2 protein-coding genes are annotated in these 26,142 nt (G+C 75.6%); both read right to left on the bottom strand.

All coding sequences use genetic code 11. The features are described 5' to 3' along the window. Nucleotides 1–4 precede the first annotated feature (4 nt). A complete protein-coding gene (locus ACFVGY_RS28010) occupies nucleotides 5–9,652 on the bottom strand; it encodes a type I polyketide synthase (protein ID WP_385682001.1) in 9,648 nt (3,215 codons plus the stop codon). A gap of 121 nt (nucleotides 9,653–9,773) precedes the next feature. Then, complete coding sequence (locus ACFVGY_RS28005; RefSeq protein WP_385681999.1) at nucleotides 9,774–26,075, bottom strand: type I polyketide synthase; 16,302 nt, start codon at nucleotides 26,073–26,075, stop codon at nucleotides 9,774–9,776. Nucleotides 26,076–26,142: the final 67 nt, after the last annotated feature.

Below are 26,142 nucleotides of genomic sequence, written 5' to 3'. Positions count from 1 at the left end.
TGTGCTAGATCCCGAGCTCGTTCTCGATGAAGTCGAAGAGCTCGTCGGGCGTGGCTTCCTGGAGCTTCTCGGCCACGGCCCCGTCGCTCGAATGGGCCTGCGGTTCACCCCACTTCGCCAGGAGGGCCTGCAGGCGCGAGGCGATGTCGGCACGCGTCTCCCCGTCCGGATCGAGGACGGACAGCGCGGATTCGAGCTTCTCCAGCTCCGCGATGCCCGGGGCGGCCGCGGTGCTGCCGTCCTGGACGATCTCGGCGCGCAGGAACTCGGCCAGGACGGCCGGGGTCGGGTGGTCGAAGACCAGCGTCGCCGGAAGCTTCAGCCCGGTGGCCGCGTTCAGGCGGTTGCGGAGTTCCAGCGCGATCAGGGAGTCGAAGCCGAGCTCCTTGAACGCGCGGCCCGCGCCCACCTCGTCGGTGGTGGGGTGCCCGAGCGCGGTCGCCGCGTGGGAGCGGACCAGCTCCAGGACGGCCAGGGCCTGTTCGGCCTGCGGCATCACCGACAGCCTCCGGCGCAGTGCCTCGCCCGGGGCCCCCTGCGCATCGGCGCCGCCCGCGGCAGCGCCGGCGGGGGCGGTCTGGGCGAGCCGCCGGACCTCGGGCAGGTCACCGAGGAACGGGCTGGGCCGTACGGCCGTGTAGCCGGGGGTGAACTGCTCCCACCGGATGTCGGCGACGGCGACGGCCGGTTCGGCGTGGTCGAGGGCCTGCTGGAGGGCTCGGATCGCCGCGCCCGGGGCCATGGCGGGCACTCCGCCGCGGTCGAGCCGCTCCCCGATGGCGCCGCCCGCGGCGAGTCCGCTCTCGCCCCAGCGGCCCCAGGCCACCGAGGTGGCGGGCAGGCCGTCGGCGTGCCGCTGCTCGGCGAGGGCGTCGAGGTAGGAGTTGGCGGCGGCGTAGTTGCCCTGGCCGGCGTCGCCGAGGGTGCCGGCGACTCCGGAGAACAGGACGAACGCCGACAGGTCGAGGTCGCCGGTCAGCTCGTGCAGGGTGAGCGCCGCGTCCGCCTTGGGGGCGAGCACGGTCGCGAACCGCTCGGGGGTCAGCCCCTCGATGACCCCGTCGGCCAGGACGCCGGCGGTGTGGAACACGGCGGTGAGCGGCCGGTCGGCGGGGACGGCCGCGAGGAGCGCGGCGACGGCGTCCCGGTCGGCCATGTCGCAGGCGGCGACGGTGACGTGGGCGCCGAGTGCGGTGAGTTCCTCGCGCAGTGCGTCCGCGCCGGGCGCGTCGGGGCCGCGGCGGCTGGTGAGGATCAGGTGCTCGGCGCCGTTCTCGGCGAGCCAGCGGGCCACGTGCGCGCCCAGCGCGCCCGTGCCGCCGGTCACGAGGGTGCTCCCGCGCGGCTTCCAGGCGGGGGCGGCCGGTGCGTCGGCGAGCGGGGCGTGCGCCAGCCGCCTGCCGTGGAGCCCGGAGGAGCGTACGGCGATCTGGTCCTCGGCGCCGTCGCCGGCCAGGACCCCGACGAGCCGTTCGAGGGTCCGGTCGTCGGCCTGCGGGGGCAGGTCGAGCAGACCGCCCCAGCGGTCGGGGTGCTCCAGCGCGACGGTCCGGCCGAAGCCCCACAGGAGGGCCTGGGCCGGGTCCTGGATCCGCTCGGTGCGGGCCACGGCGACGGCGCCGCGGGTGACGCACCACAGCGGCGCGGACACGGCGGCGTCCCCGAGGGCCTGGACGAGCGCGGCGGTGGTGAGGAGGCCGCCGTGGGCGCGCAGCGCGCCGTCTTCGCCGGGGCCGGCGTCGAGGGCGAGGAGGGAGAGGACCCCGGCCGGGGCGGCCGCCCCGTCGGTGGCGGCCTTGAGGGTGGCGGTGAGCGCGTCGCGGTCGGCCGCGTCGGGGGCGATGGTGACGGTACGGACCTCGGCGCCGCGGTCGGCGAGCGTCCGCAGGACGGCGGCGGCCGTGTCACCGGCCGGGCCGGACAGTGCCTCGGGCACGACGACCAGCCAGGCCCCGGACAGCCGGGTCGCGGTGGGGTCGGCGAGGGCCTTCCAGGTGACGCGGTAGCGCCACCCGTCAACCGCGGCCTGCTCGCGGCTCTGGCGCCGCCACGAGGACAGGGCGGGCAGCAGGGCGGTCAGGGGCTGGTCGCCCTCGATGCGCAGCTCGGCGGTGAGGGCGGCGAGGTCCTCGCGTTCGACGGCCTCCCAGAAGCGGGCGTCGGTCGTGCTCTCCGCCTGCGGTGCCTCCGGCTCGGCGGGGGCCGCCTCCGGCCAGTACCGCTGCGGCTGGAAGGCGTAGGTCGGCAGCTGCGCGCGCTGGGCGCCGGTGCCGGCGAACACGGCCTCCCAGTCCACGTCGACCCCGCGGACCCAGGCCTCGCCGAGCGACAGCCCGAACCGCTCCGGGCCGCCCTCGTTGCGGCGCAGGGATCCGAGGACGGCGGCCTCGCGGCCGGCGGCCTCCACCGTCTCCTGGATGCCGACGGTCAGGACGGGGTGCGGGCTGGACTCGACGAACACGCCGAAGCCCTGGTCGAGGAGGGTGCGCGTGGCGTCCTCCAGCTCGACGGTCCGCCGCAGGTTGCGGAACCAGTAACCGGCATCCAGCTCCGGCCCCTTCACCCACTCACCCGTCACCGTCGACAGGAACGGAACCTCGGCGGCCTGCGGTTCGATCGGCGCCAACAGCTCAGCCAGCTCTTCGCGGAGCAGGTCGACCTGCGCGGAGTGGGAGGCGTAGTCCACCGCGATCCGCTTGGCCCGCACGCCATCGGCCTCGCACGCGGCCAGGAACTCGTCCAACGCCTGGACCTCACCCGAAACCACCACCGAGGACGGCCCGTTGGCGGCGGCGACGGAGATCCGCTCCTCGCCCCACGGGGCGATCCGCTCCCGCACCTCCGCGGCCGGCAGGGGCACGGACACCATGCCGCCCAGCCCCGCCAGCACCCGGCCGATGGCCTGGCTGCGCAGCGCCACCACCCGGGCCGCGTCCTCCAGCGACAGGATCCCCGCCACGCACGCGGCAGCGATCTCACCCTGCGAGTGACCGATCACCGCACCCGGACGCACCCCCGCAGCACGCCAGACCTCGGCCAACGACACCATCACCGAGAACAGCGCCGGCTGCACCACGTCCACCCGGTCGAGCGAGGGCACGCCATCGGCGCCCCGGAGCACGTCCACCAACGACCAGTCGGTGAAGGGCTCCAGCGCCTTCGCACACTCATCCACCCGGGCAGCAAACACAGGTGAAGCGTCCAACAGCGCCTCGGCCATGCCCACCCATTGCGACCCCTGTCCGGGGAACACGAAGGCGGTCTTGCCCCCGATGACCGACCCCTGCACGAGCAGGGGGGCCGTGCCTCCGGCGGCAAGGGTGGCCAGGCCGGCGAGGTGTTCCTCCCGGTTCCGGCCGATCAGGACGGCACGCCGGTCGTGTGCCGTGCGGGTGGTGGCCAGGGAATGGCCGATATCGCTGCGTCGCAGGTCAGGGCGGGCTGCGAGGTGGTTCAGCAGGCGTTCGGCCTGGCCGTGCAGTGCCTTTTCGGTCTTGGCGGTCAGCGGCCAGGGCAGCGGGGTGCCCGGGTCGGGGGCGGTGCCGTCGGCCGGCGGCGCGGCCAGTAGGGGGTGGGGGTCCTGGGGTGCAGGGGTCCCCTGCCCGTCGGACCCCTGTGCGGCGGGGGCCTGCTCGATGATGGCATGGGCGTTGGTGCCGCTGAACCCGAACGAGGACACGCCCGCGCGCCGGGGGCGGTCACCGGTGTCGGGCCAGGCCCGCTGCTCGGTGAGCAGGGCCACCTCGCCGGCGCTCCAGTCCACGTGCGGGGTGGGCTCCGTGATGTGGAGGCTCTGCGGCAGGACGCCGTGCTGCATGGCCAGGACCATTTTCATGACGCCGGCGACGCCGGCGGCGGCCTGGGCGTGGCCGATGTTGGACTTGATGGAACCGAGCAGCAGCGGCCGGTCCGCCGGACGGTCCTGGCCGTACGTGGCGAGCAGGGCCTGCGCCTCGATCGGGTCGCCGAGGGTGGTGCCGGTGCCGTGGGCCTCGACGACGTCCACGTCGGCGGCCGACAGGCGGGCGTTGGCGAGGGCCTGGCGGATGACGCGCTGCTGGGAGGGCCCGTTGGGGGCGGTCAGGCCGTTGCTGGCGCCGTCCTGGTTGATGGCCGTACCGCGGATCACGGCGAGCACCGGGTGCCCGTGGCGGCGGGCGTCCGACAGCCGCTCCACGAGGAGCATGCCGACGCCCTCGGCCGGGCTGAAGCCGTCGGCGTCGGCGGAGAACGCCTTGCAGCGGCCGTCGGTGGACAGGCCCCGCTGGCGGCTGAACTCGATGAAGGTGCCGGGCGTGGACATGACCGTGACCCCGCCGGCGAGGGCCATGGAGCACTCCCCGGCCCGCAGCGCCTGCACGGCGAGGTGGAGGGCGACCAGCGAGGCCGAGCACGCCGTGTCGACGGTGACGGCGGGGCCTTCGAGGCCGAAGGTGTAGGACACGCGGCCGGAGACGACGCTGCCCGCGCTGCCCGTGGCCAGGTGTCCCTCCAGGCCGTCGGCGGCGCCGCGTACGAGGTGGGAGTAGTCGGAGCCGTTGGTCCCGACGAAGACGCCGGACTGGCTGCCGCGGAGGGTCTCCGGGTCGATGCCGGCCCGCTCGAACGCCTCCCAGGAGGTTTCCAGCAGCAGCCGCTGCTGCGGGTCCATCGCCAGGGCCTCGCGCGGGGAGATCCCGAAGAACGCCGGGTCGAACGCGGCCGCGTCGGTGAGGAAGCCGCCTTCGCGGGTGTAGGAGGTGCCCTGGGCGTTGGGGTCGGGGTTGTAGAGCGCCTCGACGTCCCAGCCGCGGTCGGCGGGGAACCCGGACAGGGCGTCACCACCGGAGGCGAGCAGCTGCCACAGCTCCTCGGGGTTGCGGACGCCGCCGGGGAAGCGGCAGCTCATGGCGACGACGGCGATCGGTTCGGCGTCCGCCGCGGTGGTGGCGGCCGTCGGTGCCGGGATGGCGGCCGTGGCGTGCTGGCCGGCGAGCTCGGCGCGCAGGTACCGGGCGAGGACGGTGGGCGTGGGGTAGTCGAAGACGAGGGTGGGCGGCAGCTTGAGGCCGGCGGCCGCGTTCAGGCGGTTGCGCAGTTCGACGGAGGTGAGGGAGTCGAAGCCCAGCTCCTTGAAGGCCCGGCCGGCCTCCACGGCGTCGGGCCCTGCGTAGCCGAGGACGCCGGCGACTGCGGTGCGCACGAGGTCCAGCAGCAGGCGTTCCTGCTCGGCCTCGGGCTGCCCGGCGAGCTGCCGGACGAGCAGGGCGGCGCTGCTGCCGTCCTCGGCCGCTTCGGTGCGGGCACTGTCCATGACCTGGCGGGCCTCGGGCAGGTCGTGCAGGAGGGGCCGGGCGCGGCCGGAGGTGAAGGCGAGGACGAAGCGCTTCCACTCCATGTCGGCGACGGTCAGGGTGGTCTCGTCGCGGTCCAGGGCGTGCTGGAGCGCGGTGACCGCCCGGCTCGGGGTCATCTCCAGGACGCCGTGGCGGCGCATGCGGTCGCCGACGGCGCCTTCGGCCATGCCCCCGTCACCCCAGGGGCCCCAGGCGATCGATGTCGCGGGCAGGCCTGCGGCCCGCCGGTACTCGGCGAAGGCGTCGAGGAAGGCGTTGCCCGGCGCGTAGTTGCCCTGGCCGGGGGCGCCGAAGGTGGCGGCGAAGGAGGAGAAGAGGACGAACGCGGACAGGTCGAGGCCGAGGTCGCGGGTCAGCTCGTGCAGGTGCCGGGTCGCGTCGACCTTGACCCGCAGGACCCGCTCGATCTGCTCGGGGGTGAGCGCTTCGATGACCCCGTCGTCGAGGACGGCCGCCGTGTGCACGACGGCGGTGAGCGGCCGGTCCGCGGGGACGGCCGCGAGGAGCGCGGCGAGGGCGTCGCGGTCGCTGACGTCGCAGGCGGCGATCGTGACGTGGGCGCCGAGCGCGGTGAGTTCCTCGTGCAGTGCGGCGGCTCCGGGGGCGTCGGGGCCGCGGCGGCTGGTGAGGATCAGGTGCTCGGCGCCGTTCGCGGCGAGCCAGCGGGCCACGTGCGCGCCCAGCGCTCCCGTACCGCCGGTGACCAGGGTCGTACCGCTCGGCCGCCAGGTGCGTACCGCCGGTGTGTCGGCCAGGCGGGCGCGGACGAGACGCCGGACGAAGAGCCCGGCGGGGCGGACGGCGACCTGGTCCTCGGCTCCGTCCCCGGCGAGTACGCCCGCCAGGCGGGCCAGCGCCCGGTCGTCCGCGGCATCCGTGCCGGGCAGGTCGATCAGGCCGCCCCAGCGTTCACCGTGCTCCAGTGCGGTCACCCGGCCCAGGCCCCAGACGGGCGCCTGCGCGGGGTCGGGGTGCTGCTCGGAGCGGGCGACGGCGACGGCACCGCGGGTGACGCACCACAGCGGGGCGGACACGTCGGTGTCGCCGAGGGCCTGGACGAGGGTGAGTGTGGCGATCACACCGGCCGCCGCACCGGTCCCGGCGGGAGTGAGCAGGGAGAGCACGCCCGATGCGGCGGGGCCGTCGGCCAGGGCCTCGCGGATCCGCCCGGCCAGCTCGACCCGTGCGTCGGGGGTGCCGGGGACGGCGATCGGCCGTACGTCGGCGCCGTGTTCGGCGAGCGTCCGCAGGACGGCACCGGCGCCGTCGTCGTCGGCGCCGTCCGGGGTCTCGGGGACGACGACCAGCCAGGTGCCGGAGAGGCGGGCGGCAGCGGGCTCCGGGGCGGGCTGCCAGGTGATCCGGTAGCGCCAGCCGTCGACGGCGGAGCGCTCCCGGCTCTGCCGCCGCCAGGAGGACAACGCGGGGAGCAGCGCCGTCAGCGCCTCGTCCGCGTCGACGTCCAGTTCGGCGGTGAGCGCGGCCACGTCGTTGGCCTCGACGGCCTCCCAGAAGCGGGCGTCCGCGGTGTCGGCCGGGTGCGCGGCGGTGGCTTCGGGGTCCTGGGGGGCGCCGCCCTCCAGCCAGAAGTGCTCCTGCTGGAAGGCGTAGGTGGGCAGGTCCACGCGGCGGGCGCCGGTGCCGGCGAAGACCGCGTCCCAGTCCACGCCCACGCCCCGGACCCAGGCCTCGGCCACGGACAACCAGAACCGTCCCATGCCGCCCTCGTTGCGGCGCAGCGATCCGAGGACGGCGGCCTCGCGGCCGGCGGCCTCCACCGTCTCCTGGATGCCGACGGTCAGGACGGGGTGCGGGCTGGACTCGACGAACACGCCGAAGCCCTGGTCGAGGAGGGTGCGCGTGGCGTCCTCCAGCTCGACGGTCCGCCGCAGGTTGCGGAACCAGTAACCGGCGTCCAGCTCCGGCCCCTTCACCCACTCACCCGTCACCGTCGACAGGAACGGAACCTCGGCGGCCTGCGGTTCGATCGGCGCCAACAGCTCGGCCAGCTCTTCGCGGAGCAGGTCGACCTGCGCGGAGTGCGAGGCGTAGTCCACCGCGATCCGCCTGGCCCGCACACCATCCGCCTCGCACGCGGCCAGGAACTCGTCCAACGCCTGGACCTCACCCGAAACCACCACCGACGAAGGCCCGTTGGCGGCGGCAACGGAGATCCGCTCCTCGCCCCACGGCGCGATCCGCTCCCGCACCTCCGCGGCCGGCAGGGGCACGGACACCATCCCGCCCAGCCCCGCCAACACCCGGCCGATGGCCTGGCTGCGCAGCGCCACCACCCGGGCCGCGTCCTCCAGCGACAGGATCCCCGCCACGCACGCGGCAGCGATCTCACCCTGCGAATGACCGATCACCGCACCCGGACGCACCCCCGCAGCACGCCAGACCTCGGCCAACGACACCATCACCGAGAACAGCGCCGGCTGCACCACATCCACCCGGTCGAGCGAGGGCACGCCCTCGACGCCCCGGAGCACGTCCACCAACGACCAGTCGGTGAAGGGCTCCAACGCCTTCGCACACGCCTCGATGCGCGCGGCGAACACCGCAGAGGCATCCAGCAGCTCCTCCGCCATGCCCACCCACTGCGAGCCCTGGCCCGGGAACACGAACGCGGTCTTCCCACCGACCACCGACCCGGTCACCACACCCGCGGCCAGCGCACCCGACGCCACCGCGTCGACACCGGCGGCATGGTCACCGAGGACCACGGCCCGATGCTCCAGCGCCGCCCGGGTCGACGCCAACGACCAACCCACATCCACCGGATCCACAGCCGACACCCCGGCCAGCCGGCCCGCCAACCGCTCCGCCTGCGCCCGCAGCGCGCCCGCACTCTTGCCCGACAGCACCCACGGCACCACCGGCAGCACCGACCGCGCCCCCTCCCCCACAGGCTCCACCACCGGAGCCACAGCCTCAGGCGCCTGCTCCACGATCACGTGCGCGTTCGTACCGCTGAACCCGAACGAGGACACGCCCGCACGGCGCGGGGCTCCGGTCTGCGGCCAGGGGACGCTCTCGCCGATCAGGGAGACGGCGCCCGCCTCCCAGTCGACGTGCGGGGTCGGCTCGTCGAGGTGGAGGGTCTTGGGCACGGTGCCGTGCCGCATGGCCTCGACCATCTTGATGATGCTCGCCACGCCGGCGGCGGCCTGGGTGTGCCCGATGTTGGACTTGACGGAGCCGAGCAGCAGGGGCCGGTCCGCGGGCCGGTCCTGGCCGTACGCGGCGAGCAGGGCCTGCGCCTCGATGGGGTCGCCCAGGGTCGTGCCGGTGCCGTGGGCCTCGACGACGTCCACGTCAGCGGCGGACAGGCGGGCGTTGGTGAGGGCGTGGTGGATGACGCGCTGCTGCGAGGGCCCGTTCGGCGCGGTCAGGCCGTTGCTGGCGCCGTCCTGGTTGACGGCCGAGCCGCGGATCACGGCGAGCACCGGGTGCCCGTTGCGCCGGGCGTCCGACAGTCGCTCCACGAGGAGCATGCCGACGCCCTCGCCCCAGCCGGTGCCGTCGGCGGCGGCCGCGAAGGGCTTGCAGCGGCCGTCGGGGGCCAGCCCGCGCTGGCGGCTGAACTCGGTGAAGGTGGCCGGGGTCGCCATGACGGTGACACCGCCGGCGAGGGCCATGGTGCACTCCCCCGCCCGCAGCGCCTGCACGGCCAGGTGCAGGGTGACCAGCGAGGACGAGCAGGCGGTGTCGACGGTGACCGCCGGCCCCTCCAGGCCGAAGGTGTACGCCACCCGGCCGGAGGCGATGCTGCCGGAGCTGCCGGTGCCGAGGAAGCCCTCGACGCCTTCGGGGACGGAGTCCAGCCGGGCGGTGTAGTCGTGGTACATGACGCCGGCGTAGACGGCGGTCCGGCTGCCGCGCAGGGAGGTCGGGTCGATGCAGGCCCGCTCGAAGGCCTCCCAGGAGGCCTCCAGCAGCAGTCGCTGCTGCGGGTCCATCGCCATGGCCTCGCGCGGGGAGATCCCGAAGGGGGCGGGGTCGAAGCGGGCGGCGTCGTAGAGGAAGCCGCCCTCGCTGACGTAGCTGGAGCCGGCGCTGTCGGGGTCGGCGTCGTAGAGCGTCTCCACGTCCCAGCCGCGGTCGACGGGGAACGCGGAGATCGCGTCGTGGCCGTCGGCGACGAGCCGCCACAGGTCCTCGGGGGTGCGGACGCCGCCCGGGTAGCGGCAGCTCATCGCGACGATCGCGACGGGTTCCTGGTTCTGTTCCTCGACCTCGCGCAACCGCCTGCGGGCCTGGCGCAGATCGGCGGTCGCCCGCTTGAGGTAGTCGCGAAGCTTGTCCTCGTTCACCATGTGCGTGGGCTCCATGCCAGAGAGGCGGTCGTACGGGTCGGTTCTGACCGTGGTGGTGGTGTGGTCGGGGGCCGGGCGGGGCGGGGGACGGCCCCGCCCGGCGGTCTGCGGGCTCGGCTCAGGAGGTGCCGAGTTCGTCGTCGAGCAGGTCGAAGAGCTCGTCGTCGGTGACCGTGTCGAGGTCGTCGTGGGTGTCCCCGTCGGTGCCGGTGGCGCGTCCGGGGTCCTGGCGGGCGGTCCACTTGGCCGTGAGGGCCTGGAGGCGCATCGTGATCCGCGAGCGGGTGACGCTGTCCGCGTCCGCCGTGTCGGCGGACGCCAACGCGGCTTCCAGCCGGTCGAGTTCACCGAAGACGGTGGGTCCGTCAGCGCCGAGCGGCAGGGCGGACCGCAGGAATCCGGCGAGCAGCTCGGGGGTCGGGTGGTCGAAGACGAGCGTGGCCGGGAGGCGGAGGCCGGTGGCCGCGCCGAGCCGGTTGCGGAGTTCGACCGCGGTCAGCGAGTCGAAGCCGAGCTCCTTGAACGCCATGCCCGGCTCGATGGCCGCCGCACCGCTGTGGCCCAGCACCTGGGCGACATGGGTGCAGACGGTGTCGAGCAGTACCCGGTCCCGTTCGGCGGGCGGCAGTTGGGCCAGCTGCTCCGCCAGCGATCCTGCGCCGTCCGGGGCCGCGCCGGTGCTCGTCCGGCGGCGTACGGGGGTACGGAGCAGGCCGCGCAGCAGGGGTGCGACGCCGTTGCCGGCCCGGGCCTGGAGTGCGGCCAGGTCGAGCCGGGCGGGCACGAGCAGGCTCGCGGTCGCCGGCTCGGTGGACGCGCGCAGGGCCGCGTCGAAGAGGGCCAGCCCGTCGGCCTCGGACAGGGCGTTCATGCTGCCGCGGCTCAGGCGCTGCCGGTCCTGGTCGTCGAGGGTCGCGGCCATGCCGGCCTCGTCGTCCCACAGGCCCCAGGCGAGCGAGACGCCCGGCAGGCCGAGGGCCCGGCGGTGCTGGGCGAGTGCGTCGAGGAACGTGTTGCCCGCCGCGTAGTTGGCCTGTCCGGCGTTGCCGAAGACACCGGCGGCGGAGGAGAACAGGACGAACGCCGCCAGGTCGAGGTCCCGGGTCAGCTCGTGCAGGTTCCACGCGGCGTCGGCCTTGGGGCGGAGCACCGTCGCGATCCGCTCGCGGGTGAGCGAGGTGACGGTGCCGTCGTCGAGCACACCGGCGGTGTGCACGACGGCCGTCAGCGGGTGCCCGGCCGGTACGCCGGCCAGCAGGGCGGCGAGGGCGTCCCGGTCGGCGGCGTCACAGGCCGCCCAGGTGACTTCGGCGCCCAGTTCCCGCAGCCCGGCCGCGAGTTCGCCGGCGCCGGCCGCGGCCGCGCCGCGCCGGCTGGTGAGCAGCAGGTGCCGTACGCCGTGCTCGGCGACCAGGTGCCGGGCGAGCAGCCCGCCGAGGGTGCCGGTGGCGCCCGTGATCAGGACCGTGCCCTCGGGGTCGAGGGCGGGGCCGGCGGGGGTGCCGCCGGCGGGCGGCTCCGTGGGCGGGGTGAGGGCGGCGCGTGCCAGGCGGGGTGCCCGTGCGGTTCCGCCGCGCAGGGCGAGCTGGGTCTCGTCGGTGGCGAGGGCGGCGGGCAGGGCCCGGTAGGAGGCGTCCTCGCCGTCGAGGTCGATCAGCACGAACCGGTCCGGGTGCTCCGCCTGCGCGGCCCGCACCAGGCCCCACACCGCGGCGTGCGCAGGGTCGGTCACGTCCTCGTCGGGGTCCGGGGCGACGGCGCCGCGGGTCAGGACCGCGAGCCGGGACGCGGCGAACCGCTCGTCCGCCAGCCACCCCTGCACCAGCTCCAGGGCGTGGCCGGTCGCGGCGTGCGCGGCCCGGGGTACCGCGGCGCCGTGGCCGGCGGTCGCGAGGTCGGGGGCCAGGGAGACGAGGACCGTCTCCGGTGCCGGCTCCCCGAGGGCCTCGGCCATGTCGAACGCCTCGGCCAGGGCGCGCAGGTCCGGGTGGGTGCGGTCGGCGGCGGCGTCGAGGACGCCGGTCCGTTCCAGTCCCGCGCCCGTCTTGAGCGGGTCGGCGCCGAGCAGCGCCCAGCGGCTGCCCGACTCCGGCCGTGGCGCGGGCAGCGGCAGCGGCAGCGGGGCCCAGTCGACCTGGAAGAGCGCCTCGCGGACCGGGCCGGTGCCGAGGCCGGCGGCGGCAGCGATGCCGTCGGCGACGAGGGGGCGCAGGACCAGCGTGTCGACGGTCAGGACCGGCCGGCCCGTTGCGTCCCACAGGGCCAGCGCCACCGCGTCCCGGCCGGCCGGTGCCATCCGTACGCGCAGTGCGGCGGCGCCGGCGGCGTGCAGCCGTACGCCGTCCCAGGAGAAGGGCAGCCGCGCGCCCTGCGGACCGTCGGGGAAGAACTCCCCCAGTGCGACGGCGTGCAGGGCGGCGTCGAGGAGCGCCGGGTGCAGTCCGTACGGGGCGGCTTCCGGGAGGCGGTCGTCGTCGAGGGCGACCTCGGCGAACACCTCGTCCCCGAGCCGGTAGGCCCGGCGCAGGTTGCGGAAGGCGGGGCCGTAGCCGAGGCCGATGGCGTCGAAGCCGGGGTACAGCTCGTCCACGGGGCGTTCGACGGCTCCCGCCGGCGGCCACTCCTCCAGGGCCTGGCCGTCCGTGTCCGCGGGCTCGGGCGCCAGGGTGCCGTCGGCGTGCCGGGTCCACGGCTCGTCGGGGGCGGCCTGCTCGGGGCGCGAGTAGACCTGGAAGGCCCGGCGCCCGTCGGTGTCCGGCTCGGCGACGGCGAGCCGCAGCTGCCGGCCACCGGTCTCGGGCAGCACCAGCGGTGCTTCGAGGATGAGGTCGTCCAGGCGGCCGCAGCCCGCGTGGTCGCCCGCCCGGACGGCGAGTTCCACCAGCGCGGCGCCCGGCACCAGGACGGTCCCTGCGACGCGGTGGTCGGCCAGCCAGGGCTGGGTGCGCAGCGAGAGCCGTCCGGTGAAGAGGAACCCGTCCGAGTCGGGCAGGTCGACCGCGGCCCCGAGGAGCGGGTGCGCGGTCGCGCCGAGTCCGGCGGAGGCGACGTCGCCGGCGAGGGCGTGGGCGGGCGCCTCCAGCCAGTACCGCTGCCGCTGGAAGGCGTACGTGGGCAGGTCGACCCGGCGGGCGCCGGTGCCGGCGTAGTACGCCGCCCAGTCGACGGCGATGCCCCGCAGGTGGGCCTGGGCGAGGGCGGAGGCGAGGACGGCGTCCTCGGACCGGTCCGCGCGCAGCACCGGTGCGAACCCGGCGTCGTCCCGGGTGACGCAGTCCTGCGCGAGCGCGCAGAGGACGCCCTCGGGCCCCAGTTCAAGGTACGTGGCGACGCCCGCCCCTTCCAGGGTCCGGATCCCGTCGAGGAAGCGGACGGGCTCCCGGACGTGCCGCACCCAGAAGTCGGCCGAGGCCATCTCCTCGCCGGCGAGGCCCCCGGTCAGGTTGGACACCACCGGGATGCGCGGGGCCGCGTACGCCAGCCCCTCCGCCACCTGCCGGAAGGCAGCCAGCATGCCGTCCATGCGCGGCGAGTGGAACGCATGGCTCACCGCCAGCCGCTTCGTCTTCCGACCCGCGAACGACGCCGCGATCGCGACCGCCGCGTCCTCGTCACCGGCGATGACCACCGACCGCGGACCGTTGACCGCAGCGATGCCCACCCGCTCGGACCCGGCCAGCAACACCGCGACCTCGTCCTCCGACGCCTCCACCGCGATCATCACCCCGCCGACCGGCAGCGCCTGCATCAACCGGCCACGAGCCGCGACCAACGCACACGCGTCGTCCAACGAGAACACACCCGCCACATGCGCGGCAGCGATCTCACCAATCGAGTGACCGGACACGAAGTCCGGCTCCACACCCCACGACTCCAGCAACCGGAACAACGCCACCTCGACCGCGAAAAGCGCCGGCTGGGCATACTCCGTCCGCTCCAACAACTCCGCGTCCGACCCGAACAACACCTCCTTCAACGGCAATCCGAGAAGCGGGTCGAACCGCTCGCACACCGCGTCCAACGCAGCCGCGAACACCGGGTGGACCGCGCACAGCTCACGGCCCGCGCCCAACCGCTGGCTGCCCTGCCCGGTGAACAGGAAGGCCAGCTTCCCGCCGACCGGCGTGCCTTCGAGGACGCCGGCCGGTCGACTGCCTTTGGCGAGCGCGGCGAGGCCGGCCAGGAAGCCGTCGCGGTCCGCGGCGACCACTGCGGCCCGCCGGTCGAGGGCGGTCCTGCTCGTGGCCAGGGAGTGGCCGATGTCCGTGAGGGACTGTTCGGGGTGGTCGGCCACGTGCGCCGCCAGGCGCGCGGCCTGCTCGCGCAGGGCCTGCGGGTCTTTCGCCGACAGGAGCCACGGCAGGCTGCCGGGCGCCCGCGCGGGCTCGGGCTGCTGCGCCTCGGGTTCGGCGGGCTCGGGGGCCTGCTCGATGACGGCGTGGGCGTTGGTTCCGCTGAAGCCGAACGAGGAGACCGCGGCGCGGCGGGGACGTGCTGTCTGCGGCCAGGCCGTGGCCGTGTCCAGCAGGGTCACGGCTCCGGCCGTCCAGTCGACGTGCGAGGTGGGCTCGTCGACGTGCAGGGTCCGGGGCAGCACCCCGTGCCGCATCGCCATGACCATCTTGATGACGCCGGCGACACCGGCGGCGGCCTGCGTGTGCCCCATGTTGGACTTGATGGAACCGAGGAGCAGCGGCCGGTCCGCCGGACGTTCCTGGCCGTAGGTGGCCAGCAGGGCCTGGGCCTCGATGGGGTCGCCGAGGGTGGTGCCGGTGCCGTGGGCCTCGACGGCGTCCACGTCGGCGGCGGTCAGGCCGGCGTTGGCGAGGGCCTGCCGGATGACGCGCTGCTGGGAGGGCCCGTTGGGGGCGGTCAGGCCGTTGGAGGCACCGTCCTGGTTGATCGCCGTGCCGCGGACCACGGCGAGGACCGGGTGGCCGTTGCGGCGGGCGTCGGAGAGCCGCTCCACGAGCAGGACGCCGGCTCCCTCGGACCAGCCCGTGCCGTCGGCGTCGGCGGAGAACGCCTTGCACCGGCCGTCGGCGGCGAGGCCCCGCTGCCGGCTGAACTCGACGAAGGCCGCGGGGGTCGCCATCACGGTCACGCCGCCCGCGAGGGCGAGCGAGCACTCCCCGTTGCGCAGGGCCTGCACGGCCAGGTGGAGGGCCACCAGGGAGGAGGAGCAGGCGGTGTCGACGGTGACGGCCGGGCCCTCCAGGCCGAAGGTGTACGACAGCCGGCCGGAGACGACGCTGGCCGCGTTGCCGGTGCCGAGGAAGCCCTCGACGCCCTCGGGCAGGGCCGCGAGCCGGGAGGCGTAGTCGTGGTACATGACGCCGGCGAAGACGCCGGTCCGGGTGCCGCGCAGGGTGCGCGGGTCGATGCCGGCGCGTTCGAACGCCTCCCACGAGGTTTCCAGCAGGAGCCGCTGCTGCGGGTCCATCGCCACGGCCTCGCGCGGGGAGATCCCGAAGAACGCCGGGTCGAAGGCGGAGGCGTCGGAGAGGAACCCGCCCTCGCGGGCGTAGCTCGTGCCCTCCTGGCCGGGATCGTCGGCGAACAGGCCGTCGACGTCCCATCCGCGGTCGTCGGGGAACCGGGAGATGACGTCCCGGCCGTCGAGGACGAGCCGCCACAGGTCTTCGGGCGAGTGCACGTCACCGGGGTAGCGGCAGCCCAGGCCGACGATGGCGATGGGCTCGTCGTCACGGACGGCGACCACCGCCCGGGACGACGGCGCCGCAGGAGCCGCGCCGAGCAGTTCGGTGCGCAGGTGGCCGGCCAGGACCGTCGAGGTCGGGTAGTCGAAGACGAGGGTGGCCGGCAGGCGCAGTCCGGTCGCGGCGCCGATCAGGTTGCGGAGTTCGACGGCGGTGAGGGAGTCGAAGCCGAGCTCGCGGAAGGAGCGGTCGGCGTCGACCGCCTCGGGCCCGGCGTAGCCGAGGACCGACGCGACCTGGGTGCGTACCAGGTCCAGGACGAACGCCTCCTGTGCGGCGGCCGTCATGCTGGTGAGCCGGGCGGCGGTTCCGGTGGCGTTGCCGGCGGTGCCGTCCGCGCCGGCCCGGCGTACGGGCGTCGGCACCAGGCCGGACAGCAGCGGCGGGAGCGTCCCGCTGCCGGCCCGGGCGCGGAGGGCGACCCGGTCCAGCTTCACCGGGACCAGCAGCGGCGGCTGGCCGGTGGCCGACGCGGCGTCGAACAGGGCCACGCCCTCGGCGGCGGACAGGGCGTTCGCCCCGCCGCGGCCCAGCCGCGAGACCTCGTCGGCGTCCAGGGCGGCGCCCATGCCGCCACCGGCCTCGGTCCACAGGCCCCAGGCCAGCGAGGTGCCCGCCAGGCCGGCGGCCCGGCGGTGGGCGGCGAGGGCGTCCAGGAAGACGTTGCCGGCCGCGTAGTTGGCCTGTCCGGCGTTGCCGAAGACCCCGGCGGCGGAGGAGAACAGGACGAATGCGGAGAGGTCCAGGTCCCGGGTCAGCTCGTGCAGGTTCCAGGCCGCGTCCACCTTCGGTCGCAGGACCGCCGACAGGCGGTCGGCCGTCAGGGAGCCGATCACGCCGTCGTCGAGGACGCCGGCGGTGTGCACGACCGCGGTCAGCGGGTGCCCGGCCGGGACGTCGGCCAGTACGGCCGCCAGGGCGTCCCGGTCGGCCACGTCGCAGGCGGCCCAGGTGACCTCGGCGCCCAGTCCGGCCAGTTCGGCCGTCAGGTCGGCCGCGCCTTCGGCGGCCGCGCCGCGGCGGCTGACGAGCAGCAGGTGCCGTACGCCGTGCTCGGTGGCGAGGTGGCGGGCGAACAGCGCGCCGAGCGAACCGCTCGCACCGGTGACCAGCACCGTGCCTTCGGCGTCCCACCCGGCAGCCGGCTCGCCGGTCGGGGCGGCGGCGCGGGCCAGCCTCGGCACCAGCGCCGCGCCTCCCCGTACGGCCACCTCGGACTCGCCGGAGGCCAGGGCGACCGCGAGGGCGCCCTGCACCTCGCTGGTGTCGGCGTCCACGTCGACGTCGACCAGGAGGAAACGGCCCGGGTGCTCGGACTGCGCCGACCGCACCAGGCCCCACACCGCGGCGTGCACCGGATCCGGGAGGCCTTCGCCGGGTACGGCTTCCACCGCGCCCCCCGTCACGAACGCCAGACGCCCGTCCGCGGGCGGGTCCTGCGACAGCCACTCCTGTAGCAGCCCCAGCACCCGCGCCGTCTCGGCGTGCACCGTTTCCGGCACGGCGGGCAGGCCGCCCGTACGCAGCTCGGTGACGACGACGTCGGCCGCATCGGCCGCAGCCGTGGCCGTCCGGTCGGTGGGGAGCGCCGTCCACTCGACCCGGTAGAGGGATTCCGGGCGGGCGTCGCGGGCCGCGGCGCCGATCTGCTCGGGCGAGACCGCGCGCAGGGCCAGCGAGTCCACCGAGGCGACGGGCCGGCCGGCCGTGTCGGCCAGGTCCAGACGGACCGCGCCGTGGCCGGCCGGGGCGAGGCGGACGCGCGCCGCGGCCGCGCCGGTGGCGTGCAGCCGTACGCCGCTCCAGGCGAACGGCAGTCGCGCGGCACCGGAGGAGCCCGCATCGTCGGCTTCGGCGTCGGCCGGGACGGCCAGCACGTCACCGTCGAGGACCAGAGTGTGCAGGGCGGAGTCCAGCAGGGCCGGGTGGAGGCCGAACGCGTCGGCGTCCGCCTGCGCGCGCCCGTCCAGGGCGACTTCGGCGAACAGGGCGCCGTCGCTCCGCCAGGCCGCCCGCAGCCCCTGGAACAGGGGGCCGTAGCGGAGCCCGGAGGCGTCGAGCTGCTCGTACGCGTCGTCCACCGGGACGGGGGTGGCCCCGGTCGGGGGCCAGACGCCCAGGTCGGCGGTGGCCGCGCGGACCTCGTCGGCGAGCAGACCGGCGGCGTGCCGCAGCCACGGCTGGTCCTCGGCGTCGGCTTCCGCCTCGGCGTCGGTGTCGGCCGGGCGGGAGTACACGGCGACCGGGCGGCGACCGGAGCCGTCCGGGGCGCCGACCGTGACCTGGACCTGCACCGCACCGCCCGTGTCGGAGAGGACCAGCGGTGCCTGGAGGGTCAGCTCGTCGAGGGCCGGGGCGCCGACGCGTTCGCCGGCGTGCAGCGCCAGCTCCACGAACGCCGTGCCCGGGACGAGGACGGAGCCCATGACCGCGTGGTCCGCGAGCCAGGGGTGGGTGCGCAGCGAGAGCCGGCCCGTGAGGACGCAGCCGTCGGCGTCCGCGAGGGACACCGCCGCCCCCAGGAGCGGGTGCCCGGCGGTCGCGAGGCCGAGGCCGGTGGCGTCACCGGGCAGCGGGGTGCCGGGCTCCGGCCAGTAGCGCTCCCGTTGGAAGGCGTAGGTGGGCAGGTCGACGCGCTGCGCGCCCGTCCACGCGAAGTACACCGGCCAGTCGACCTCGACGCCGCGGCAGTGGGCCCGGGCGAGCGCGGTGGTGAGGGTCTCCGTCTCGGAACGGTCCGCACGCAGCGTCGGGGCGAGGGCGGCACCGGCGGCGTCGGTGAGGCAGTCCTGGGCGAGGGCGGACAGGACGCCGTCGGGGCCGAGTTCGAGGTAGGTGGTGACCCCGGCGGCCTCCATGGCGCGGACGCCGTCCAGGAAGCGGACGGCTTCGCGGACGTGCCGGACCCAGAAGTCGGCCGAGGCCATCTCGTCGGAGACGAGGGTGCCGGTCAGGTTGGAGACGACCGGGATGCGCGGGGCGGCGTACGTCAGCCCGTCCGCCACCTGGCGGAAGGCGTCGAGCATGCCGTCCATGTGCGGCGAGTGGAACGCGTGGCTGACCGTCAGCCGCTTGGTCTTCCGGCCGGCGAACGACGCGGCGATCGCGACCGCGGCGTCCTCGTCACCGGCGATGACCACCGACCGCGGACCGTTGACCGCGGCGATGCCCACCCGGTCGGTCCCGGCCAGCAACGGCGCGACCTCGTCCTCCGACGCCTGGACGGCGATCATCACCCCGCCGGCCGGCAGCGCCTGCATGAGCCGTCCGCGGGCGGCGACCAGCGTGCACGCGTCGGCCAGCGAGAAGACGCCCGCCACGTACGCGGCTGCGATCTCGCCGACGGAGTGACCGCACAGGACGTCCGGCTCCACACCCCAGGACTTCAGCAGCCAGGAGAGCGCCACCTCGACGGCGAACAGCGCCGGCTGGGCGTACTCCGTCCGGTCCAACATCGCCGCGTCCGACCCGAACAGCACGTCCTTCAAGGGCAGTTCGAGGTGGGCGTCCAGCTCGGCGCAGACTGCGTCCAGCGCCGCCGCGAACACCGGTTGGGTGGCGTAGAGTTCCCGGCCCGTGCCCGGGCGCTGGCTGCCCTGTCCGGTGAACAGGAAGGCGGTCCGGCCGCCCTTGGCGACCGTACCCCGGGTCAGCCCGGCGGCGGTCCGTCCGGCGGCGAGTGCGTCGAGGGCGGCGACGGCCGTGGCGGTGTCCCTCGCGACGATCACGGCGCGGTGGTCGAAGGCTGCGCGGGTGGTGGCCAGGGAGTGGGCGACGTCCGCGAGCGCGAGGCCGGGGCGGTCGTCCAGGTGGGTGCGCAGGGCCCGGGCCTGGGCGGCGAGGGCCTCCGCTGTCCGGCCGGAGAGCCGCAGCGGCAGCACGGCCGGCACCGGCGGGGAGTCGGGGTCGGCATCCCGTGCGGAGTCCGTCGCGGAGTCCGGGACGGAGTCCGTCGCGGTCGGCGCCTGCTCGATGATGGTGTGGGCGTTGGTGCCGCTGATGCCGAACGAGGAGACACCGGCCCGGCGCGGACGGCCCGTCTCCGGCCACAGAACGGGCTCCGTGAGCAGGCTGACGGCGCCTTCCGACCAGTCGACGTGCGGCGACGGCTGCTGCGCGTGCAGGGTGTGCGGCAGCACGCCGTGCTGCATGGCCAGCACCATCTTGATGACGCCGGCCACGCCGGCCGCGGCCTGGGTGTGCCCGAGGTTCGACTTGACGGCGCCGAGGAGCAGCGGCCGGTCCGCCGGACGGTCCTGGCCGTAGGTCGCCAGCAGGGCCTGGGCCTCGATGGGGTCGCCGAGGGTGGTGCCGGTGCCGTGGGCCTCGACGGCGTCCACGTCGGCAGGGGTCAGGCCGGCGCTCGCGAGGGCGGCGCGGATGACGCGCTGCTGCGAGGGCCCGTTGGGCGCGGTCAGGCCGTTGCTCGCACCGTCCTGGTTGATCGCGGAGCCGCGGACGACGGCCAGCACCGGGTGGCCGTTGCGCCGGGCGTCCGAGAGCCGCTCGACGAGGAGCATGCCGACGCCCTCGCCCCAGCCGGTGCCGTCGGCGTGTGCCGAGAAGGCACGGCAGCGGCCGTCGGCGGACAGGCCGCGCTGGCGGCTGAAGCCGACGAACGTGCCCGGGGTGGCCATGACGGTGACACCACCGGCGAGGGCCAGGTCGCATTCGCCGTTGCGCAGGGCCTGGACGGCCATGTGGAGGGCGACCAGGGAGGACGAGCAGGCGGTGTCGATGGTGACGGCGGGACCTTCGAGGCCGAAGGTGTACGAGACGCGGCCCGAGGCGATGCTGCCCGTGCTGCCGGATCCGAGCGAGCCGTCCGCTCTGTCGCCGGACCGTTCCAGCACGGCGGCGTAGTCGTGGTACATGACGCCCGCGTAGACGCCGGTGCGGCTGCCGCGGACGCTGGCCGGGTCGATGCCGGCCCGTTCGAAGGCCTCCCAGGTGGTCTCCAGCAGCAGCCGCTGCTGCGGGTCGGTGCCGACGGCTTCGCGCGGGCTGATCCCGAAGAACGTCGGGTCGAACCCGGCGACGTCGTGCAGGAAGCCGCCGTGGCGGGTGTAGGAGGTGCCGGGGTGGTCGGGGTCGGGGTGGTACAGCGCTTCGACGTCCCAGCCGCGGTCGGCCGGGAAGCCGGTGATCGCGTCGCCGCCGCCCTCCAGCAGCCGCCACAGCTCCTCGGGCGTGGTGACGCCGCCCGGGTAGCGGCAGCTCATCGCCACGATCGCGATCGGGTCGTCGGCGCCGGCCGCGCCGCCGTGCCCGGGGGCGGGTGCGGGCGGGGCGTGGGACGCCCGGTCGTCGTCCGCGCCGAGTTCGGTGGCGAGGTGACGGGCGAGGACCAGCGAGGTCGGGTAGTCGAAGACCAGCGTGGCGGGCAGTCGACGGCCGACGGCCGCGCCGAGCCGGTTGCGGAGTTCGACGGCGGTGAGGGAGTCGAAGCCCAGCTCGTTGAAGGCCTGTTCGGGTTCGACGGCGTCCGGGCTGCCGTGGCCGAGGACGTCGGCGACGTGGCCGCGGACGAGGTCGAGGAGCAGCCGCTCCCGCCCGGCGGCGTCGAGGCCGCGCAGGCTCCGTTCCAGGCCGGACGGCTCCGTCCGGGTGCGGCCCGGGACGGCTGCCCCGGCGGCGGTGCGCCGTACGGGCGCGCGGACCAGGCCGCGCAGCAGCGGGGGCACGGCCGTACCGGCGGCCGGCAGGGTGAGCCGCATCGGCACGAGGAGGGCCCGCCCGGCGTCCCCGTCCTCGGCGCCGGCTTCGGTGTCGCCCGCGGCGAGGGTGTCGGCGAGGTCGAGGAGGGCGAGTCCGTCGGCGGCGGTGAGACCCTGCACGCCGCCGCGCTTCATCCGTTCCAGATCGGCCCGGTCCAGGGCGCCGGCCATGCCGTCGGCGTCCTCCCACAGGCCCCAGGCCAGGGAGCGGGCCGGCAGGCCCTGGGCGCGGCGGTGCTGGGCGAGGGCGTCCAGGAAGGAGTTGGCCGCGGCGTAGTTGCCCTGGCCCGGCGCTCCGAACACACCGGCGGCCGAGGAGAACAGCACGAACGCCGACAGGTCGGCGTCGCGGGTCAGCTCGTGGAGGTGGAGGGCGGCGTCGGCCTTGGGCCGCAGGACGGTGTCGAGGCGTTCGGGGGTGAGGGAGTCGATGACGCCGTCGTCGAGGACGCCGGCCGTGTGGACCACACCGGTCAGCGGGTGCTCCGCCGGGATGCCGGCCAGGGCTGCGGCGAGCGCCTCCCGGTCGGCGGCGTCGCAGGCCGCCCAGGTGACCTCGGCGCCCAGGTCGGCCAGTTCACGGGTGAGGTCGGCTGCCGCGGGCGCCGTGTCCCCGCGGCGGCTCAGCAGCAGCAGGTGGCGTACGCCGCGCTCGGCCACGAGGTGCCGGGCGACGAGCCGGCCGAGGGTGCCGGCCGCTCCGGTGACCAGGACGGTGCCTGCGGCGTCGTACGCGGGGGCCCGGGCCGCGGTGCCGGCCTCCGCGACCGCGGGCGTCCTGGCGAGGCGGGGTGCGTGTGCCGTGCCCGCGCGCAGGGCCAGCTGCGGCTCCTGGGAGGCCAGGACGGCGTCCAGTACGGGTCCGGGCAGCTCGGCCTGCGGCACGTCGGTGTCGACGAGGACGAAGCGGCCCGGGTGCTCGGACTGCGCGGAGCGGACGAGCCCCCAGACGGCGGCGTGCACGGGGTCGGGCCCGCGGTCGCCGGCGTGCACGGTGACCGCGCCCCGGGTCAGGACGACGAGGCGGCCGTCGGCGAGCCGGTCGCCGGCGAGCCAGTGCTGCAGCAGGCGGAGCGTGTCGTGCGTGGCCGCGTGCACGGCCTCGGGGGTGAGCTCCGGCGCGGCGGGGAGGCGTACGAGGACCGTGCCCGGTACCGGGGCGTCGGTGTCGCGGGCCGCGGCCAGCGTCTCGGCGGCGGTCGGCCCGTCGAGGACGAGCGCGGGCTCCGGGGCGGCGCCGGGGGCGCCGTCGGCCGGGTCGGGGAGGGTGAGCGGGGGCCACGCCACGTGGAACAGGTGGTCGCGGGGGCCGCCCGTCCCGGTGTTCAGCTGCTGGGCCGAGACGGTGCGCAGGGTGAGTGCGGCGATCTCGGCGACGGGCTGTCCGGTGCCGTCGGCGAGGGCCAGCGACACCGTGTCCGGTCCGGCCTTCGCCAGCCGTACGCGGAGGGTGGGGGTGCCCACGGCGTACAGGGACACCCCGGTCCAGGAGAACGGCAGCCGGCCGGCGCCGGTGTCCTCGACGAGTCCGGCGAGGCCGATCGTGTGCAGGGCGGCGTCGAGCAGGGCGGGATGCAGGCCGAACCGGTCGGTCCCGGGCTGCAGTTCCTCGGCCGGTTCGATCTCGACGTAGGTCGCGTCGTCGGTCGTCCAGGCTGCGCGGACGCCCTGGAAGGCGGGCCCGTAGTGCAGCCCGGCCTCGGCGAGCCCGGCGTACAGCTCGTCGACGGGCAGCGGGGTGGCTCCGGCGGGCGGCCAGGTCCGGGGGGCGAAGGAGGGCTGCGGGGCACCCGCCGCGAGGACGCCGTCGGCGTGCCGGGTCCACGGCGTCTCGGCCTCGTCGGCGCCGGCTGCGGGGCTGTCGGCGGGGTCGGGGCGGGAGTGGACGCCGAGGGAGCGGCGGCCGGTGGCGTCGGGGGCGCCCACCCACAGCTGCACCTGGACACCGCCGTGCGGGGGCAGGACGAGCGGTGCGTGGAGGGTGAGTTCCTCCAGGAGGTCGCAGCCGACCTGGTCGCCGGCCCGGATCGCCAGCTCCACGAAGGCGCTGCCGGGCAGCACGGCCGTACCCATGACGGCGTGGTCCGCGAGCCAGGGGTGCGTGTCGAGCGAGAGCCTGCCCGTGTAGAGGAAGCCGTCGAGGTCGGCGAGGGCGACGGCGGCGCCGAGCAGCGGGTGCCCGGCCGTGCCCAGGCCGGCCGCGGAGACGTCGGCGGGCGGGCGTCCGGCGTCGAGCCAGTACGGCTCGCGCTGGAAGGCGTACGTGGGCAGGTCGACGCGCCGGACGCCGGTGCCGGCGTAGTACGCCGCCCAGTCGACGGCCGTGCCGCGGACGTGGAGCCGCGCGAGGGCGCCGGTGAGGGTCTCGGTCTCCGGCCGGCCGGTGCGCAGGACGGGGACAAAGCCGGCCGTGTCGGTGTGGTCGGGCAGGCAGTCCTGGGCGAGCGCGGAGAGGACGGCGTCCGGGCCGATCTCGACGAAGTGGGCGGTGTTGCGGGCGGCGAGGGTGCGGATCCCGTCGAGGAAGCGGACGGGCTCCCGGACGTGCCGGACCCAGAAGTCGGCCGAGGCCATCTCCTCGCCGGCGAGGCCCCCGGTCAGGTTGGACACGACCGGGATGCGCGGGACCGCGTACGCCAGCCCCTCCGCCACCTGCCGGAAGGCAGCCAGCATGCCGTCCATGCGCGGCGAGTGGAACGCATGGCTCACCGCCAGCCGCTTCGTCTTCCGCCCGGCGAACGACGCCGCGATCGCGACCGCCGCGTCCTCGTCACCGGCGATGACCACCGACCGCGGACCGTTGACCGCAGCGATGCCCACCCGCTCGGACCCGGCCAGCAACACCGCGACCTCGTCCTCCGACGCCTCCACCGCGATCATCACCCCGCCGACCGGCAGCGCCTGCATCAACCGGCCACGAGCCGCGACCAACGCACACGCGTCGTCCAACGAGAACACACCCGCCACATGCGCGGCAGCGATCTCACCGATCGAGTGACCGGACACGAAGTCCGGCTCCACACCCCACGACTCCAGCAACCGGAACAACGCCACCTCGACCGCGAAAAGCGCCGGCTGGGCATACTCCGTCCGCTCCAACAACTCCGCGTCCGACCCGAACAACACCTCCTTCAACGGCAAACCGAGAAGCGGGTCGAACCGCTCGCACACCGCGTCCAACGCAGCCGCGAACACCGGGTGGACCGCGCACAGCTCACGGCCCGCTCCCAACCGCTGGCTGCCCTGCCCGGTGAACAGGAAGGCCAGCTTCCCGGCGACCGGCCGGCCGCGGGTGACGCCGGGGGCGGATTCCTCCGGGCCGAGGGCGGCGAGGGACTCCAGCGCGCGGAGGAGTCCGGGCTCGTCGGCGGCCGTGAGGACCGCCCGGTGCTCGAAGTCGGTGCGTCCGCTCGCGAGCGAGTGGGCGACGTCCCCGGCGGGCAGCCCGGGGTGGGCCGTCAGGTGCGCGTGCAGCTTCTCGGCCTGGGCGCGCAGGGCCGCCGGTGACTTGGCCGAGAGGTTCCACAGCGGCGGCACGGGGGATGCCGGGACCGCGGGGGCGGCGACGGACGGCCCTTCGGGCTGCTCCGCGGCTTCCGGGGCCGGGGCCTGCTCGATGACGGTGTGGGCGTTGGTACCGCTGATGCCGAACGAGGAGACACCGGCGCGTCGCGGGGCGCCGGTCTCGGGCCACGGCACGGCCTCGGTGAGCAGCCGGACGGCGCCCTCCGTCCAGTCGACGTTCGGCGTGGGCTCGTCGACGTGCAGGGTGCGGGGCAGCACGCCGTGGCGCATCGCCATGACCATCTTGATGATGCCCGCGACACCGGCGGCGGCCTGGGTGTGCCCGATGTTGGACTTGATGGAGCCGAGCAGCAGCGGCCGGTCCCCGGGCCGGTCCTGGCCGTACGTGGCGAGCAGCGCCTGGGCCTCGATCGGGTCGCCCAGCGTCGTGCCGGTGCCGTGGGCCTCCACGGCGTCGATCTGGGCCGGCGAGAGGCGGGCCCCGGCGAGTGCGTCGCGGATGACGCGCTGCTGGGAGGGCCCGTTGGGGGCGGTGAGGCCGCTGCTGGCGCCGTCCTGGTTGACGGCGGTCCCGCGGATGACGGCGAGCACGGGGTGCCCGTTGGCGCGGGCCGCGGAGAGGCGTTCCAGGACGAGCATGCCGGCGCCCTCGCCCCAGCCGGTGCCGTCGGCGGCGGCGGCGAAGGACTTGCAGCGGCCGTCGCCGGCCAGCCCGCGGTGGCGGCTGAACTCGGTGAAGGTGCCGGGCGTCGACATGACGGTGACGCCGCCGGCGAGGGCGAGGGTGCACTCGCCGCTGCGCAGGGCCCGGGCGGCGAGGTGGACGGCGACGAGCGAGGACGAGCAGGCCGTGTCGACGGTGACGGCGGGTCCTTCGAGGCCGAGGGTGTAGGCGATGCGGCCGGAGGCGATGCTGCCGGAGCTGCCGTTGCCGAGGAAGCCCTCGATCTCCTCGGGGACGCTGAACAGCCGGGCGGCGTAGTCGTGGTACATCAGGCCCGCGAAGACGCCGGTGCGGCTGCCGCGCAGCGATGCCGGGTCGATGCCAGCCCGTTCGACGGCCTCCCAGGAGGTCTCCAGCAGCAGCCGCTGCTGCGGGTCCATGGCGAGGGCCTCGCGCGGGGAGATCCCGAAGAAGCCGGGGTCGAAGTGGTGGGCTTCGTGCAGGAATCCGCCGACCTGCTCGTACGCCTCGACACCGCTGTCCGGGTCGGGGTCGAAGAGGACCTCGGCGGGCCATCCCCGGTCGGCCGGGTAGGGGGTGACGGCGTCCCCGCCGCGGGCGACGAGATCCCACAGGGCCTCGGGGGTGTCGACGCCTCCCGGGTAGCGGCAGCTCATCGCCACGATCGCGATCGGCTCCTGCTCGCGCTCCTCCACCTCGCGCAGCCTGCGGCGCGCCTCGCGGAGATCGGCCGTTGCCCGCTTGAGGTAATCGAGGTACTTCTCCTCGTTCACCATGTCTTACGCCATCCCCGTGCTCGAAGTGGTCAGGGTCGTCAAGTTCGTCGGAGGGGTCACGGCT

Source organism: Streptomyces sp. NPDC127106 (assembly GCF_042677605.1).
In the GTDB taxonomy this organism is placed as follows: Bacteria; Actinomycetota; Actinomycetes; order Streptomycetales; family Streptomycetaceae; genus Streptomyces.
This window is presented reverse-complemented; position numbering and strand designations above follow the sequence as displayed.